The organism is Kingella kingae, from assembly GCF_900475905.1.
In the GTDB taxonomy this organism is placed as follows: Bacteria; Pseudomonadota; Gammaproteobacteria; order Burkholderiales; family Neisseriaceae; genus Kingella; species Kingella kingae.
The window spans coordinates 893,347-908,066 of sequence record NZ_LS483426.1 but is presented as its reverse complement, the minus strand read 5'-3'; the positions used below and the strand labels follow the sequence as shown (position 1 = coordinate 908,066).

Sequence of the window (14,720 nt, the reverse complement as noted above, 5' to 3'; positions counted from 1 at the left end):
CACTTTTGATTGTGAATTGAACCCATTATAGTGATTTAAATTTAGATTAGTACGGCGTTGCCAACTCCCTTATGTACTACGTGTACACGGCGGTCGTTGTCGCCTTGTCCTAATCTAAATTTAATCCACTATAAATTTCGCAGTTGGCACGGTTTGACTTGCCTGCGTCCATAATTCAATCGCTTTTTGGCTGTTTTGTTATACGCCATTACCGTCCATATATAAAACTGCTAAATTGGCTTGAGCATTGGCATTGCCTTGTTTGGCGGATTGACTTTACCAATCAAAGGCTTGTTGGCTATTTTTTGGCACTTGAATGCCCAGTTGATACATTTTGCCAATTTGAAATTGAGCAGTTGCATCGCCCGATTTGGCTTTGGCAAGCGTTTGTTCAAAGTTGATTTGTTTTAGATATTCTCGGCTGTCTAGCGGTTTTTCTGCATACGCATTAAACGTGCCATATGGTGTGGGAAAACGTTCGTATTTGAATGTTGCAATGATGCCCAATTCTTGCGGCGTGTTTTCGGCAAAAGTGGCTTGCACAAAAGTAGCAAACAGTATGGCGGTTAAAATTCGTTTTTTCATCAAATTTTCCTTGTTGGCTAAAAAAAAGAAGCATCAAAAACTCACGTCCAATAATAATTCACAATGTGAAAAAACACAGGTGCGGCAAAACAAATGCTGTCCACGCGGTCGAGCATTCCACCGTGTCCGCGAATCAGGCGCGACCATGTTTGTATGCCAAAGCTACGTTTAATCGCTGCCATCACAATGTTGCCACTCATGCCCAGCAGCGACAAAATCGCGCCAATCAAAGCAGCCTGCACCGTGCTAAACGGCGTGATGCGATACAAACACGCTGCCAGCAAAGTTGAGCCAACAAGCGCAACAATGCTGCCGCGCAGGGTTTTGTGTGACAATAAATCGGCAAAAATCGGTTTGCCTTTTAATAGGCGGCTGAACAAATATTGGAAAACATCGTTGATTTGCACCACGGCAATCATAAAAATCAACAACAAAATATTGCGGTCTTCAAAGCCTGCAATCGGCAAAATCATCAGCGCAGGGACGTGCGACAGGCAAAAAATGCTAATCATTGCGCCCCATTGGATTTTGGCGGCGCGTTCAATAAAGTTGCTGGTGTCGCCCGACAGGCTGGCAATAATCGGCAAAATCAAAAACGCATACACGGGAATGAGTGCGCCAAACATGCCATACCAGTTAATCAGCACAAAATAATATTGCAACGGCAGCAAAATATAAAAGCAGGCTGCAATCACGTTGTGGTCGCTGCGACGGCGATAGGCAAGCGTCATAAATTCGCGCAATGCGGCAAACGAAATCGCTAAAAACAGCAGCGTTGCACCAATATGCCCAAACCAAAAGGCAAACAGCAGCACAATCGTCATCACCCACCACGATGAAATTCGGGCGTTGAGTTCGTTAATGGTTGGGTGCGGTTGATGTTCATAGCGGCGCGACAGGAATTGTCCAATCAAACTCGCCACCAGCAAACCTGCAAAAATCCCTACAAACACAAAACCAGCCTGCACGGGTAACATACTAATTGAATTCATATTTTTCTCTTTTTGATTGATTTATTTGGGCGCAGGCAAACGTTTGCCTTCTGGCGCAAGAGCCAGCATCGCATCGCGAGCGCGTTGCAAAAATTCGTCTTTGCTCTCACCTGGGAACAACTGCATTTCTTGACCAATGTTCACGCTGCAAATAATCGGCACAGGAATGAGCTTGCCTTTGGGCAACACGCGGTTGATGTTGTCTATCCAAATCGGCACAAATTGCACATCAGGGTTTTCTCGCGCCAAATGATAAATGCCGCTTTTAAATGGCAGCAGCACCACGTCATCATCGGTGTTGCGCGTGCCTTCGGGGAAAATAATCAGCGAAGAGCCTTCTTGCAGCGCGGCAGTCATTTGCGCGGTAATCGCTTTGGGGTCGTTGCCGTTACGCATAATCAACAAGCCGTTGAATACTTGTTGAATCACAAAACGGCGGATTTTGCCTTTTAACCAATAATCTGCGCCTGCAACGGGACGCGCCAATTTGCGCCACGGTTTAGGCAGCGAAATCCACACCATGACAAAATCGCCATGGCTGGCATGGTTGGCGAAATACACTTTTTTTTCGGGCGAAAACGCAATGTCGCCCTCAAATTTAGGGCGCACACCTGTGATAAACGACACAAAAAAATACAAAACTTGGTCGATGAGCCAAGCAAAAAAGCGTTGTAGAAAAATAGGCATAAAGATTCCTTTATTGAAAACGGGGCGATTGTAACGCGTTACGCAAGCAGCCTGCATCTAAAAATTGGGATAAAAATCGAAATTGTTGATGCGAAATCAATATAAACAGATAAAATAGACCATTTGCTGCGCGATAACGCAATATTTGTTTTATTTAAAAACAGCGAGTTAAATAAAAATACAAAAAATAATAGCAATTATCATTTGCGAATTATTCGCAATAACTGTATTATTCGCTCTACCAACTGCACGACAACTGATTTGACTAGCAAATCAAGTGCTTGTGTAGCTTATTTTGGTAGTGGTTTGTGTTCCTTTTGCGCTCCCGTTGAAATAAACGTGGAGCGTTTTTTTTGCGTGGTTTGGTTCTGTCATACCAAAATAGTCGTCATTCTCGCGCAGGCGGGAATCTATTTAACTATTTAAGTTATTGGCATTTATTTTCTGTTATAGTGAATTAAATTTAGATTAGTACAGCGTTGCCAACTCCTTTATATACTAGATGTACACGGCGGTCGTTGTCGCCTTGTCCTAATCTAAATTTAATTCACTATACCTAAATACTACGTTGGATTCCTGCCTACGCAGGAATGACGGCAAAACCATTAAACAAAAGCAGCCTGCACTTTTTCGGCTTCGTTGATGTGGTGCAAGGCGTGCAGGCTGCTATAACACGGCTGCAATAATTCGCTAATCATCATAAGCTGTTGCCACAATACTTGGCTTTGCGAACTGTGGTCGGTGTGTTGGCGCAAGTCTTCCATGTGTTGCTGCAAGGTTTTGAATGCGTTTTGGAATTCGCTTTCTTGCCATGTGTTGATGTGTTGCAGCATGTGGGCGATTTGTTCGGCAGCTGGGTAGAAATACGCGAAAAAAATCTGTTCGGCTTCGCTGTTTTGCTGAATTTTGTCGCGATACGCACCCAAGGCAGAAATGTAGCTAATGAGCGAATAATTCATTTTGAGCAACTGAAATCCGCTGGGCAACTGATTGGCGTGTTTATCGGGTTCGCTCGACATATCCGACAAGGTGCTGGATAAGGCAGCGGCTTTGTCGTGGCTTTGGCGACGTGCTGCGCGATACAACACATTGTCGCTGATGCCGTGCTGCAATTCTTGTAACACGGCGGTTAAATAGCCTGCTTGGCTGCTAATGGCGGCAGAGGCGGTTTTTTCGAGCGATAGGTATTTCCAGTCTGGCCATAAAAAATACACAGCTGCACCTGCAATGCTCGCGCCGACAATGGTGTCGATGGCGCGTGGAATAAAAAAGGTGGTGGTGTCCATGCCCATAATGGAAAACGCCATGAGTGCTTGAATGGTAATAAAAAAAGTGGCGTAGCTGTGCTTATTGGTGCGGAAAAAGAAAAACAGCGTAATGGTTAGGGCAACAATAAGCAATTTGGCTTCAATGGTTAGGCTTAAAATCGGCAAGGCAGAGCCAACTAATACGCCGCCAACTGTGCCGATAATACGCTGTATCAAACGCTTTTTGGTGGCGGAATAGTTGGGCTGGCACACAAAAACGGCTGTCAGCAAAATCCAATAGCCCAAACTTAAATCTGCATATTCAACATGATAGCCATGCATGAGCTGAACAATGGTGCAACACGCCAGCACGATAATCGCCATACGCACGGCATGACGAAACGTGGGCGAGTGCAGGCTGCTTTGTTGGCGCAAACTGCGAAACGCGCCTTTAAAACCGCTGCTTTCTGCAGATTGAATGCGGCTTTGTTCGCTATCGGTTTCCAAATCGGCGGTGGCTGGGTTGCCCAAATGCGCCAACTGCATGCTGACGTGGGCAATGTTGTCGAGCAGACGTTGCACGCGATAGGGCGCGATTTCGCTTGATGTGGCGTGCTGGGCATAATATTCCAGCGATGCGATTGCGCCTTGCGTGGCACGTTCTAGCTTGGGATTTTGCGAAAAATCGGTGTTTTGACGCAAGCAGCCTGCAAATTCGCGGCACGATTTAGCTTGCAAGCGCAGCAAACGGCGTAAACGAAAAATCAAATCGCTGTGCTTCATTTGTTCGGCAAACGCTTGATAATGAACGTGGCTGGAACTGATGCGCTCGTGAATGTCTTGGGCGATGAAGTAATAACGCAGCATTCGTGCCGTGCGTGGGTGGCGATGTTGTCCGCGCATACGATAAAACAAAGCACTGCGGGTGTGATTGAACGCATCAATCACGCGCATGTTGTTCATTGCCAAAGTGATTTGTTGCTGCTCCAAATGCTCGGCTTCGTCTGGGTCAAAAAATTCCGCTTTGGCTTCCAAATAGGTTGCCAACGCCAAATAAGTGTTTGCCATGCTCTCTTGCACGGGGCGATGCGGAAACACAATGTGCGTCAATAAAGTCGCGCCGCTATACAACAACGTGCCACACAAAATCAACATGCTGTTTAAATAGAGCGGTGCGTGGACATCGTGCGTCAAACTGGTGTAAACCGCCACTGCTAACGTGCCAAACGCAATGGTGCGATAGCGATTGCCTGCCGCGCCCAACATCGTAAACACAAACGCCAACGCGGTAAAAGTGATTGTAAAAATAATGGGATAGTTAAACGTGATTTGCACCGACAAAGACGAAATGGTAAACGCAATCAACGTGAACCACAGGTTTTTGAGTTTGCCTGTTAAACCGTTGTCCAAGTCCACCAAGCCGCCTGCAATAATGCCCAGCATCAACGGCGAAAAATACTGCTCCCAGTGGTAAAAATAGGCAATAAGACACGCAACCGTGCTGCTCAATAGCACAGGAATGGTGTTGATGTATTTGGTGTTTATGGGTGGCGTTTTCATGGGAATGGAATGTGCAGGCTGCTTTGAATGAAAGGCGATATTGTATAGCGAATTAAAATAAAAACTACCCATTTTGATAGGCAAATAATAAAAATATACGTATGATACGCAACTCTTTTTTTATTTAACACACACAAATTTTAAGGATAAAGCAAATGTCTATTAAACAAGAATTTAAAGATTTCATCATGCGCGGCAACGTGATTGACTTGGCAGTCGGCATGGTGGTTGGCACAGCGTTTTCGGGGATTGTGAAATCGCTGGTGGACGATGTGATTATGCCGCCGATTGGTTTGCTGCTGGGCGGCGTGGATTTTTCCAACTTGTTCATCACGCTAAAAGACGGCGCAAATGCCACCGAAGCAGGCTATGCAACTTTGGCTGCGGCAAAAGAAGCAGGCGCGGTAACCTTGAATTTGGGCGTGTTCATCAACACCGTGATTAGCTTTTTGATTGTGGCGAGCGCGATTTTTGTGGTGGTGAAATTAATTAACCAGCTTAAAAAAGCCCCTGCGCCTGTGGAAGAAGCTCCTGCTGAACCCAGCGAAGAAGTTTTGTTGTTGCGTGAAATTCGTGATTCGTTGAAAAATAAATAATCCAATATAAAAGCAGCCTGCACTTTTTGTGATAAATTGCAGGCTGCTTTTTTGTTTACAGGAAAACATCATGTACACCATTCAAACTCAATCCCAAAGCCTAGTTTTGCAAAACCCAACGCATCGCGCAGAAATTTATTTGCACGGCGGTTTGCTCAACCAATTTGCAATCCAACAAAGCAACGGCACTTGGCACAACGCGATTGATGCCTTTGCCAGCCCAGACGATGCCCGCGCCAATTTAATCAACGGATTTCATGGCGCGAAATTAAGCCCGTATGCTTGCCGTTTGCGCCATGGCGAATACTCGTTTGCAGGCAAACACTATCGCTGCGACAAACATAGGCTCGGCAACCACGCCATACACGGCTTAATGTACGATGCCGATTTTGTGCTGGAACAATCTCATGCCGATGCCGACAGCGCGTGGGCGTTGTTGCGTTCCGATTTTGCGCCAGACGAAAACGGCTTTCCGTTTGCCTATCAAATTCAAATTCAATACAAACTCAATCAACACGGTTTAAGCATCGCTACCCAAATCATCAACACAGGCACACAAGCCATGCCTTTGGTAGATGGCTGGCATCCGTATTTCACGCTTGGCGGCAAAGTAAACGATTGGACGCTGCACATCAACACCACGCAAATGCTGGAATTTGATGCCGATTTACTGCCCACAGGCAAATTGCTCGCCGACACCCGTTTTACCAATGGCGCAACATTAAACGACACCACGCTGGATAATTGTTTTGTGCTGGATTCGGTGCAAAAAGCAGCCTGCACTTTATCCAACAATGCGTTCAAATTAAGCATTTTTGCCGATGCCAATTACCCCTATTTGCAAGCCTATACTCCGCCCGAGCGCACTTCTATCGCACTAGAAAATTTAAGCGGCGCGCCCGATGCGTTCAACAATGGCATGGGTTTAATCACGCTCCATGCAGGCAAATCGCGCACCTTTGTCACACGCTATGTTTTGGAACAGGCGTAAACGTGCAGGCTGCTTTTTGTGTTAGAATTGCACCTTTAATTTTTTGGAATAACAAGGAAAATCTATGATTGAATTTGCACACGCTGCCGATGCAGCCGCACAACAACCTTCGGCATTGGTTAGCATTTTGCCGTGGATTGCGATTTTTGGTGTGATGTATTTTGTGATGATTCGCCCGCAACAAAAGCGCGAAAAAGAACGTCAAGCCATGATTAGCCAGCTCAAAAAAGGCGATCGCGTATTGTTGATGTCGGGCTTTTATGGTCGCGTAGTCAAAGCAGGCGAAAATATTTTCACGATTGAATTGAGCAAAGGCTTGAATGTGGAAGTAGAACGCAATGCGATTGCTGCCAAAGCCAACGAACCCAATGCACCCGAAGCGGCAGCATCATCATCTGCGGAGTAATCCTTTTGATAAAAGTGCAGGCTGCTTTTTGACTATTTAAAAAGCAGCCTGCACATTAAATTGCAACCCAACAAAGGTTTGATTTATGAACCGTTATCCACTCTGGAAATACATGCTGATTGTGTTCACGATTGCCTTGGCGATTGTGTACACCTTGCCCAATTTATACGGCGTCACCCCAGCGATTCAAATTTCCACCAACCGTCAATCCATTGTGATTAACGAAGAAACCGAAAAACGCGTAAGCGAAGCCTTGCAAAAAGCCAATATCCAACACGATGGTATGTTTATTGCAGGCGGCAGCTTAAAAGTGCGCGTGTCCGATGCCAACAAAATTTCCGCCCGCGATGCGATTGATGCCGCATTGGGCGAAGGCTACATTGTCGCGCAAAACCAAATCGCCAACAGCCCAGAATGGCTAGAAAAAATTGGCGCACGTCCGATGTTCTTGGGCTTGGATTTGCGTGGTGGCGTGCATTTCACGATGCAAGTCGATATGAAAGCCGCGCTGGATAAAACGCTAGACCGCTACGCTGGCGACATTCGCCGCACCTTGCGTCAGCAAAAAATCCGCACAGGCACGGTTCGCAAAACAGGCAATAGCTTGGTTGTGCCATTCCAAGATGCAGCCGATGTGCAAAAAGCCTATCCCGAATTGCAAAAATTGATGGAAGGCGCACAAGTGGCGGTGGATGGCAACAACGTAACCGTAACCCTGCCCGAAGCCTTACTCACCCAAATCCGCAACGACGCGGTTAAACAAAACATCAACACCTTGCACAATCGCGTCAACGAATTGGGTACAGCCGAACCTGTTATCCAACAAGCAGGCGCAGACCGCATTGTGGTGCAACTGCCAGGTATGACCGACACCGCCAAAGCCAAAGACATTATTGGTCGCACGGCAACGCTGGAAGTTCGCATGGTCAGCACCGATGCCAGCTTGTTTGGTCAAGCGCAATCGGGCAATGTGCCAGACGGCTACGAATTGCTCAGCAACAACGAACAAAATCGCTTTTTGGTTAGCAAACAAGTGGAGCTGACAGGCGACAACATCAATTCGGCGCAGGCTGGTTTTGAAGACAAAACGGGTCGCCCAACCGTAAACTTGTCACTAGACGGTGCAGGCACGAGCATTTTTGCCGATTTAACCACCGCTAACAAAGGCAAAATCATGGCAATGGTGTTGATTGACCAAGGCAAATCCGAAGTCGTTACCGCGCCACGCATCAACGATGCGATTACAGGCGGACGAGTGCAAATCACGGGCATGGCATCGCCAGCCGAAGCCAATGACGTTGCTTTGCTGCTTCGTGCAGGTTCGCTTGCCGCGCCCATGGAAATTGTAGAAGAACGCACCATTGGCCCATCTTTGGGTGCAGAAAACATCACCAAAGGCATCAATTCAACCGTATGGGGTTTTGCTGCCGTTGCCGTGTTTATGATGTTTTACTACCGCTTGTTTGGCGTGTTTTCAACAGTGGCATTGTCGGCAAACTTGCTGTTTTTGTTTGCGATTTTGTCTGCGCTACAAGCCACGCTCACGCTGCCAGGTATCGCCGCAATGGCATTGACTTTGGGTATGGCGATTGACTCGAACGTGTTGATTAACGAACGTATCCGTGAAGAATTGCGCGACGGCAAAAAACCGCAAGCCGCGATTAAAGAAGGTTATGACCACGCTTGGGATACGATTGTGGATTCCAACTTAACTTCGTTGATTGCAGGTATTGCCTTGTTGATTTTTGGTTCAGGGCCGGTGCGCGGTTTCGCGATTGTGCATTGCTTGGGCATTATCACGTCGATTTATTCATCGGTAGTTGTGTCTCGCGCCTTGGTGAACTTATGGTATGGCAGCCGCCGCAAACTCAAACATTTGTCTATTGGTGTGCGCTACGCTGCGGTAGTGGACGCAGACGATGTGCAGGCTGCCAAGGAGTAAAACATGGAACTATTTCATTTTAAACGCGATATTCCGTTTATGAGCTATGGCAAGCTCACCACGTTTATTTCGCTGGCAACCTTTATTTTGGCGGTGGTGTTTTTGTTTACACGTGGCTTAAATCTGTCGGTTGAGTTCACAGGCGGCACACTTATGGAAGTGGAATACGCATCGCAACAAGGTGCGGACTTGAACAAAGTGCGCCACAGCCTAGAAACGCTGCAACTGGGCGAAGTACAAGTGCAAGCCTTGGGAACAAATAAACACATCATGATTCGTTTGCCGAACAAAGCCGATGTGTCGTCTGCCCAATTGTCCAATCAAGTGATGGAGCAGCTCAAAAAAGAAAGCAGCGATGTCAGCCTGCGCCAAGTGGAATTTATTGGTCCTGCGGTGGGCGATGAATTGGTCAGCAACGGTTTAATCGCGCTGGGCATGGTGATTATCGGCATTATTGCTTACTTAGCGATGCGCTTTGAATGGCGATTTGCCGTGTCGGCGATTATTGCCAACTTACACGATATTGTGATTATTTTGGGCTGTTTTGCCTTTTTCCGCTGGGAATTTTCGCTGACCGTGTTGGCTGGCGTGTTGGCAGTGTTGGGCTACTCGGTAAACGAATCGGTAGTGGTGTTTGACCGTATTCGCGAAAACTTCCTAAAAGGCAGCATGCGTAACAAAACCGTACCAGAACTCATCGACAACGCGATTACCGCGACAATGGGGCGTACCGTTATCACGCACGGCTCAACCGAAGCGATGGTGGTGTCTATGCTGGTGTTTGGCGGTGCAGCATTGCACGGCTTTGCCACCGCTTTGACGATTGGCATTGTGTTTGGTATTTATTCTTCGGTGCTAGTGGCAAGTCCGCTGTTGTTGATGTTTGGCTTAAATCGCAACAACGTGATGAAATCGCAAGAAGAAAAAGAAGAAGTGGTTGTGTAACCCCAAAAGCAGCCTGCACTTTTGTTTAACCAAGTGCAGGCTGCTTTTCTATGTTTATCGCGTTACAGGTTTATATTTAATGCGTTTCGGTTTCGCCGCTTCTTCACCCAAACGGCGTTTTTTATCCGCTTCGTATTCCTGATAGTTGCCGTCAAAAAACACCCATTTAGAATCGCCCTCGCAAGCCAAAATATGTGTCGCAATTCTGTCCAAGAACCAACGGTCATGCGAAATCACCATCACGCTGCCTGCAAATTCCAACAACGCATCTTCCAACGCACGCAAAGTTTCCACGTCCAAATCATTAGACGGCTCGTCAAGCAACAACACATTGCCGCCAGCCAACAGCGTTTTCGCCAAATGCAAACGTCCACGTTCGCCGCCCGACAACTGCCCAGCAATTTTACTTTGGTCGCTACCCTTGAAATTGAAACGCCCCAAATATGCACGCGCAGGGATTTCAAATTGCCCCACTTGCAAAATATCACGACCTTCCGCGATGTTATCAAACACCGTTTTATCGTTTTGCAGACCTTCACGGCTTTGGTCAATCAACGACATTTTTACGGTTTGACCAATTTTCACGCTGCCTGAATCGGGTTGTTCTTTGCCCGAAATCAATTTGAACAGCGTAGATTTACCTGCACCATTCGCACCAATCACGCCCACAATTGCGCCTGCTGGAATTTTGAAACTTAAATCATCAATCAACACACGGTCGCCAAACGATTTAGAAACATTTTCAAATTCAATCACTTCATTACCCAAACGCTCGGCAACAGGGATAAAAATTTCCTGCGTTTCATTGCGTTTTTGATATTCGTAATTAGACATTTCTTCAAAACGTGCCAAACGCGCTTTGGATTTCGCCTGACGACCTTTCGCGTTTTGGCGTACCCATTCTAATTCCTGTTTCATTGCCTTGATACGCGCCGCTTCCGATTTCGCTTCGTTGGCTAAACGCTGCTCTTTTTGCTCCAACCAAGACGAATAATTGCCTTTCCAAGGGATACCGTGTCCGCGGTCAAGCTCCAAAATCCACTCCGCCGCGTTGTCCAAGAAATAGCGGTCGTGCGTAACCGCCACCACCGTACCGGGGAAACGTACCAAAAATTGTTCCAACCAATCAACGGATTCCGCGTCCAAGTGGTTCGTCGGTTCGTCCAGTAGCAACATATCAGGTTTGCTCAACAGCAATTTGCACAAAGCCACGCGGCGTTTTTCGCCACCCGACAGATTGCCGATTTTCGCGTCCCATTCAGGCAAACGCAACGCATCTGCCGCAATTTCCAATTCGTGTTCCGCACCACCGCCTGTGCTAGAACCTGCCGCGATAATCGCTTCCAAACGTCCTTGCTCTTCCGCCAAAGCATCAAAATCCGCGTCAGGGTCGGCATACGCTGCATAGACTTCTTCCAAGCGTTTTTGTGCGGCTGCCACTTCGCCCAAACCGCTTTCCACTTCTTCGCGGACGGTTTTTTCAGGGTCTAATTCAGGTTCTTGCGGCAGATAACCGATTTTCAAACCGCTCATTGGCACGGCTTCGCCTTCAAATTCCTTGTCCACGCCTGCCATAATGCGTAAAACGGTGGATTTACCTGCGCCATTCAAACCCAGCAAACCGATTTTCGCACCAGGGAAAAATGACAATGAAATGTCTTTAATAATGGTTTTTTGCGGCGGAACGACTTTGCTCACGCGCAACATGGAATAAACGTATTGAGACATAATAGGTTCTTTCTGTTAATGAAATTTGAGTTAAAAAAGTATTTCAGGCAGCCTGAAAATGATTTTTGCGTTTTTGGCGCATTTTTAAATGCCGGTAATCCGCCAATATTCGTGCTGAAATACCTGCAATCATCATGATAACGCCTTGCATATCCAATGGCTGCGCTGCCAATTTATCCAATACCAAAATTTTTAATGCTAGCAAAATAATCAAAACAATCATAAAATAAATCAATTGCTTTGAACCCATTTCCATTTGTAATTTATCAAAATATTGGTCAATGCGCTGGATTTGATGATTGGAATAGCCTTTGTATTTTAAAACTTTTTTGGGTAAACGAAAAAACAACCACAAAATCGCAATCGAGGACAAAATCAATAAAGATATAAAAATGGTGGTGTCCATATCGTCTGCTTTTGCCCAAAATGGCGTAACAATCAAGCACATCAACGCGGCAGGAAAACGTGCTAAAAAGAACGTGTTAATCGCTGATTGATACGTCATTTTTTATTTCCTTTCATACAAAAAGTGCAGGCTGCTTTGTTTGTTTAATCAATAATGGCAGGCACAAAGCGGTTAATCGCATCGCGCAGGGCAATCAGTTTGCCGTGGAAAAAATGCGAGCTATTGGGCAACACAATCACAGGCAAATCTTGTTCGCCACACCATTGCAAGGGCTTGGATAGCGCAACCACTTCATCGTCCGCGCCATGAATAAACAAGGTTTTTTGCACATCGGGGACGTGCGGCGCAGGCGTGGGATAATGCGCGACCGCTGCACCAATCAGCAACAACAAATCGGGCGTGCGCTGCTGCGCGGCAAAGGTGGACACATAGCCGCCAAACGAAAAACCCGCAATCGCCAGTTGCGTGGCGTGTGGATGTTGGGCTTGGGCGTAGTCAATCACGGCGACCACGTCATCGGTTTCGCCACGACCATAATCGTGCGTGCCATCGCTGTTGCCTGTGCCGCGCAAATTGGGCAAATAGCAATGAAACCCCATTTGTGTCAGGGCTTTGGCTGCGGTTTGAATCACTTTGTTGGTAAACGTGCCACCTTGCGTGGGATTGGGGTGATTGACCACCGCCACGCCGCGTTCTGTGCCTTGCGCTGGCAAATACATCGTTTCCAATTTGCCTGCCGTGCCTTGAATAAAAAAGATGTTTTGATTTTGGTTTAACATGGTTTTTTGGTTGATTTAAAGTGCAGGCTGCTTTGTTTTATCACGTCAGAGCAGCCTGCATTTTGTTTACTAATTTAGTCTTCGCCCCACACTTCGGCAGCGATTTCTTCTACTCAGCGAACTTCCGCACCTTTGAATGCGTAGGCTTGTTCGGGGACAAAGCCTTCAATGCCGTTTAAGTTTTCCAAAAAATCAATGTGCCACCAAGAGCGGCAGAATTCGCCATCGGTAATCACTTGAATGCCAGCGTCCAGTTGGTCTTGTACCAATTTGGCGATTTCTTGGTCTTCCACTTAGGTTAATTGTTCGCGTTTGATTTTGTTTGCAGCGAAGTCGGCGCGTGCTTGTTTTAAAGTGGCGGTGCGTAAATAGCTGCCAACGGTGTCGGCGCGTAAAGGTAAAGTTTTGCTCATGTTTATGTCTTTGTGTGGCTTATCAAAGAAAGAGAGAATTGTACGCGGTTTTTTGGGGTGTGTGGATAACTCATTTTTGAGTGGATTTTTTAGCCAAAATGTGCGAATACAAGGCAAAAATGCAAGCAAGGTTGAATACCTTGCGCGTATTTTTAACGCCGTAGTCGCGGATTTGGGCAAAAAAGACACCAAAAATGAGCTATCCACACGCCCCTATGTGCAGGCTGCTTTTTAATCATCATAGCCTTTTGGATTTTGCGATTGCCAACGCCATGCGTCTGTCATCATCGTGTTTAAATCGCGCTCAGCTGTCCAACCGATTTCCTGCGCGGCTTTGGCTGGGTCGGCATAGCAAACGGCAATATCGCCAGCGCGGCGCGGTTTAATCGCGTATGGCACGGTTTGTCCAGACACTTGTTCAAACGCTTTGACAATATCCAACACCGAATAACCCATTCCCGTACCCAAATTGTAGATGTGTACGCCTGCTGTTTTGGCTTTGGCATCAAGGGCTTTCAAATGCCCAATCGCCAAATCCACCACATGAATGTAATCGCGAACGCCTGTGCCGTCGTGCGTGTTGTAGTCGCTGCCGAACACCGACAATTCTTTCAATTTTCCAGCCGCCACTTGGCACACATACGGCAATAAATTGTTGGGAATGCCATTGGGCTGTTCGCCGATTTTGCCGCTTTCGTGTGCGCCAATTGGGTTGAAATAACGCAAAATAATCACGCTCCAACTGGGGTTGGCGTGTTGTAAATCCATCATCATGCGTTCCATCATGTATTTTGATGTGCCGTATGGGTTGGTTGTACCGCCTGTTGGGCTGGATTCGGTAATGGGGACGGTTTCGGGGTCGCCATATACGGTCGCGGACGAGCTAAACACAATGCTGCGAACGCCTGCTTTTTCCATTTCTTCCAACAAAATCAGGCTGCCTGAAACATTGTTGTCATAATAACGAAGCGGTTGCGCCACGCTTTCGCCTACTGCTTTGAGCGCGGCAAAGTGAATCACACTGTCAATGCTGTGTTGCGCGAAAATCTGTTGCAACAAGGCGCGGTCACGAATATCGCCTTCGTAGAATGTGGGCGTTTTGCCTGTAATATCCGCCACGCGCTGAATGACTTTGGACGATGCGTTGGACAGATTGTCTAAAATAATTGGGTGATGCCCAACGTTCAGCAATTCCACCACTATGTGCGAGCCGATAAAACCTGCGCCACCTGTAATCAAGATATTCATGTTGATGTCCTTTTTGTGTGAAAAATGAATGGGGGCAATTATCCCATTATTTATAAGATTTTTGAAATATAGTGAATTAAATTTAGATTAGTACCGCGTTGCCAACTCCCTTATGTACTAGGTGTACACGGCGGTCGTTGTCACCTTGTCCTAATCTAAATTTAATCCACTATAACAGAAAAAGCAGCCTGCGCC

At 46.7% G+C, this 14,720-nt stretch carries 15 protein-coding genes; 6 read left to right on the top strand and 9 right to left on the bottom strand.

Annotated features, from left to right (window positions below; all coding sequences use genetic code 11):
- Window positions 1-276 precede the first annotated feature (276 nt).
- The 4 genes from DQN52_RS04875 to yccS all read right to left on the bottom strand — a co-directional run bounded on the left by DQN52_RS04875 (window position 277) and on the right by yccS (window position 5,071).
- Window positions 277-585 (bottom strand): SEL1-like repeat protein, encoded by a 309-nt coding sequence (locus DQN52_RS04875; RefSeq protein ID WP_003785494.1) that lies wholly within the window; start codon window positions 583-585, stop codon window positions 277-279.
- A gap of 41 nt (window positions 586-626) precedes the next feature.
- Window positions 627-1,577, bottom strand: a complete 951-nt coding sequence (locus DQN52_RS04870) for a phosphatidate cytidylyltransferase (protein WP_050792388.1) — start codon at window positions 1,575-1,577, stop codon at window positions 627-629.
- Window positions 1,578-1,598: 21 nt separating this feature from the next.
- Window positions 1,599-2,264 (bottom strand): lysophospholipid acyltransferase family protein, encoded by a 666-nt coding sequence (locus tag DQN52_RS04865; RefSeq protein ID WP_032133847.1) that lies wholly within the window; start codon window positions 2,262-2,264, stop codon window positions 1,599-1,601.
- 605 nt (window positions 2,265-2,869) lie between these two features.
- Entirely contained in the window at window positions 2,870-5,071 is a 2,202-nt protein-coding gene (yccS, locus tag DQN52_RS04860) for a YccS family putative transporter (RefSeq protein WP_032827594.1), read from the bottom strand.
- 155 nt (window positions 5,072-5,226) lie between these two features.
- Here yccS and mscL point away from each other — a divergent pair, with 155 nt between their 5' ends.
- The 5 genes from mscL to secF all read left to right on the top strand — a co-directional run bounded on the left by mscL (window position 5,227) and on the right by secF (window position 9,951).
- Window positions 5,227-5,667, top strand: a complete 441-nt coding sequence (gene mscL / locus DQN52_RS04855; RefSeq protein WP_003785489.1) for a large conductance mechanosensitive channel protein MscL — start codon at window positions 5,227-5,229, stop codon at window positions 5,665-5,667.
- 70 nt (window positions 5,668-5,737) lie between these two features.
- On the top strand, window positions 5,738-6,658 hold the full coding sequence (locus DQN52_RS04850; protein WP_003785488.1) for an aldose 1-epimerase: 921 nt from the start codon (window positions 5,738-5,740) through the stop codon (window positions 6,656-6,658).
- A 64-nt stretch (window positions 6,659-6,722) separates the two neighbouring features.
- Window positions 6,723-7,064: a preprotein translocase subunit YajC gene (yajC, locus tag DQN52_RS04845; protein ID WP_003785487.1), complete on the top strand. Its 342-nt coding sequence runs from the start codon at window positions 6,723-6,725 to the stop codon at window positions 7,062-7,064.
- A gap of 85 nt (window positions 7,065-7,149) precedes the next feature.
- Complete coding sequence (gene secD, locus DQN52_RS04840) at window positions 7,150-9,006, top strand: protein translocase subunit SecD (RefSeq protein ID WP_003785486.1); 1,857 nt, start codon at window positions 7,150-7,152, stop codon at window positions 9,004-9,006.
- A gap of 3 nt (window positions 9,007-9,009) precedes the next feature.
- Complete coding sequence (gene secF, locus DQN52_RS04835; RefSeq protein ID WP_003785484.1) at window positions 9,010-9,951, top strand: protein translocase subunit SecF; 942 nt, start codon at window positions 9,010-9,012, stop codon at window positions 9,949-9,951.
- Between the two features lie 54 nt (window positions 9,952-10,005).
- On the opposite strand, the gene ettA is transcribed toward secF, so the two are convergent.
- The 4 genes from ettA to DQN52_RS11305 all read right to left on the bottom strand — a co-directional run bounded on the left by ettA (window position 10,006) and on the right by DQN52_RS11305 (window position 13,157).
- Window positions 10,006-11,682, bottom strand: a complete 1,677-nt coding sequence (gene ettA, locus DQN52_RS04830) for an energy-dependent translational throttle protein EttA (RefSeq protein WP_111694422.1) — start codon at window positions 11,680-11,682, stop codon at window positions 10,006-10,008.
- A 40-nt stretch (window positions 11,683-11,722) separates the two neighbouring features.
- Window positions 11,723-12,184, bottom strand: coding sequence for a hypothetical protein (locus tag DQN52_RS04825; RefSeq protein ID WP_003785480.1), 462 nt, complete (start codon window positions 12,182-12,184; stop codon window positions 11,723-11,725).
- Between the two features lie 44 nt (window positions 12,185-12,228).
- Window positions 12,229-12,864 carry an alpha/beta hydrolase gene (locus DQN52_RS04820; RefSeq protein ID WP_003785478.1) on the bottom strand — a complete coding sequence of 212 codons (636 nt, stop codon included), beginning with the start codon at window positions 12,862-12,864 and terminating at the stop codon, window positions 12,229-12,231.
- 113 nt (window positions 12,865-12,977) lie between these two features.
- Window positions 12,978-13,157 carry a hypothetical protein gene (locus tag DQN52_RS11305; protein WP_003785476.1) on the bottom strand — a complete coding sequence of 60 codons (180 nt, stop codon included), beginning with the start codon at window positions 13,155-13,157 and terminating at the stop codon, window positions 12,978-12,980.
- 118 nt (window positions 13,158-13,275) lie between these two features.
- On the opposite strand from DQN52_RS11305, the gene DQN52_RS04810 reads away from it, so the two are divergent.
- Window positions 13,276-13,512 carry a hypothetical protein gene (locus DQN52_RS04810; protein ID WP_003785473.1) on the top strand — a complete coding sequence of 79 codons (237 nt, stop codon included), beginning with the start codon at window positions 13,276-13,278 and terminating at the stop codon, window positions 13,510-13,512.
- On the opposite strand, the gene galE is transcribed toward DQN52_RS04810, so the two are convergent.
- Entirely contained in the window at window positions 13,509-14,525 is a 1,017-nt protein-coding gene (gene galE, locus DQN52_RS04805) for a UDP-glucose 4-epimerase GalE (RefSeq protein ID WP_003785471.1), read from the bottom strand. The two genes, DQN52_RS04810 and galE, sit on opposite strands and share 4 nt — an antisense overlap.
- Between the last annotated feature and the right edge of the window lie 195 nt (window positions 14,526-14,720).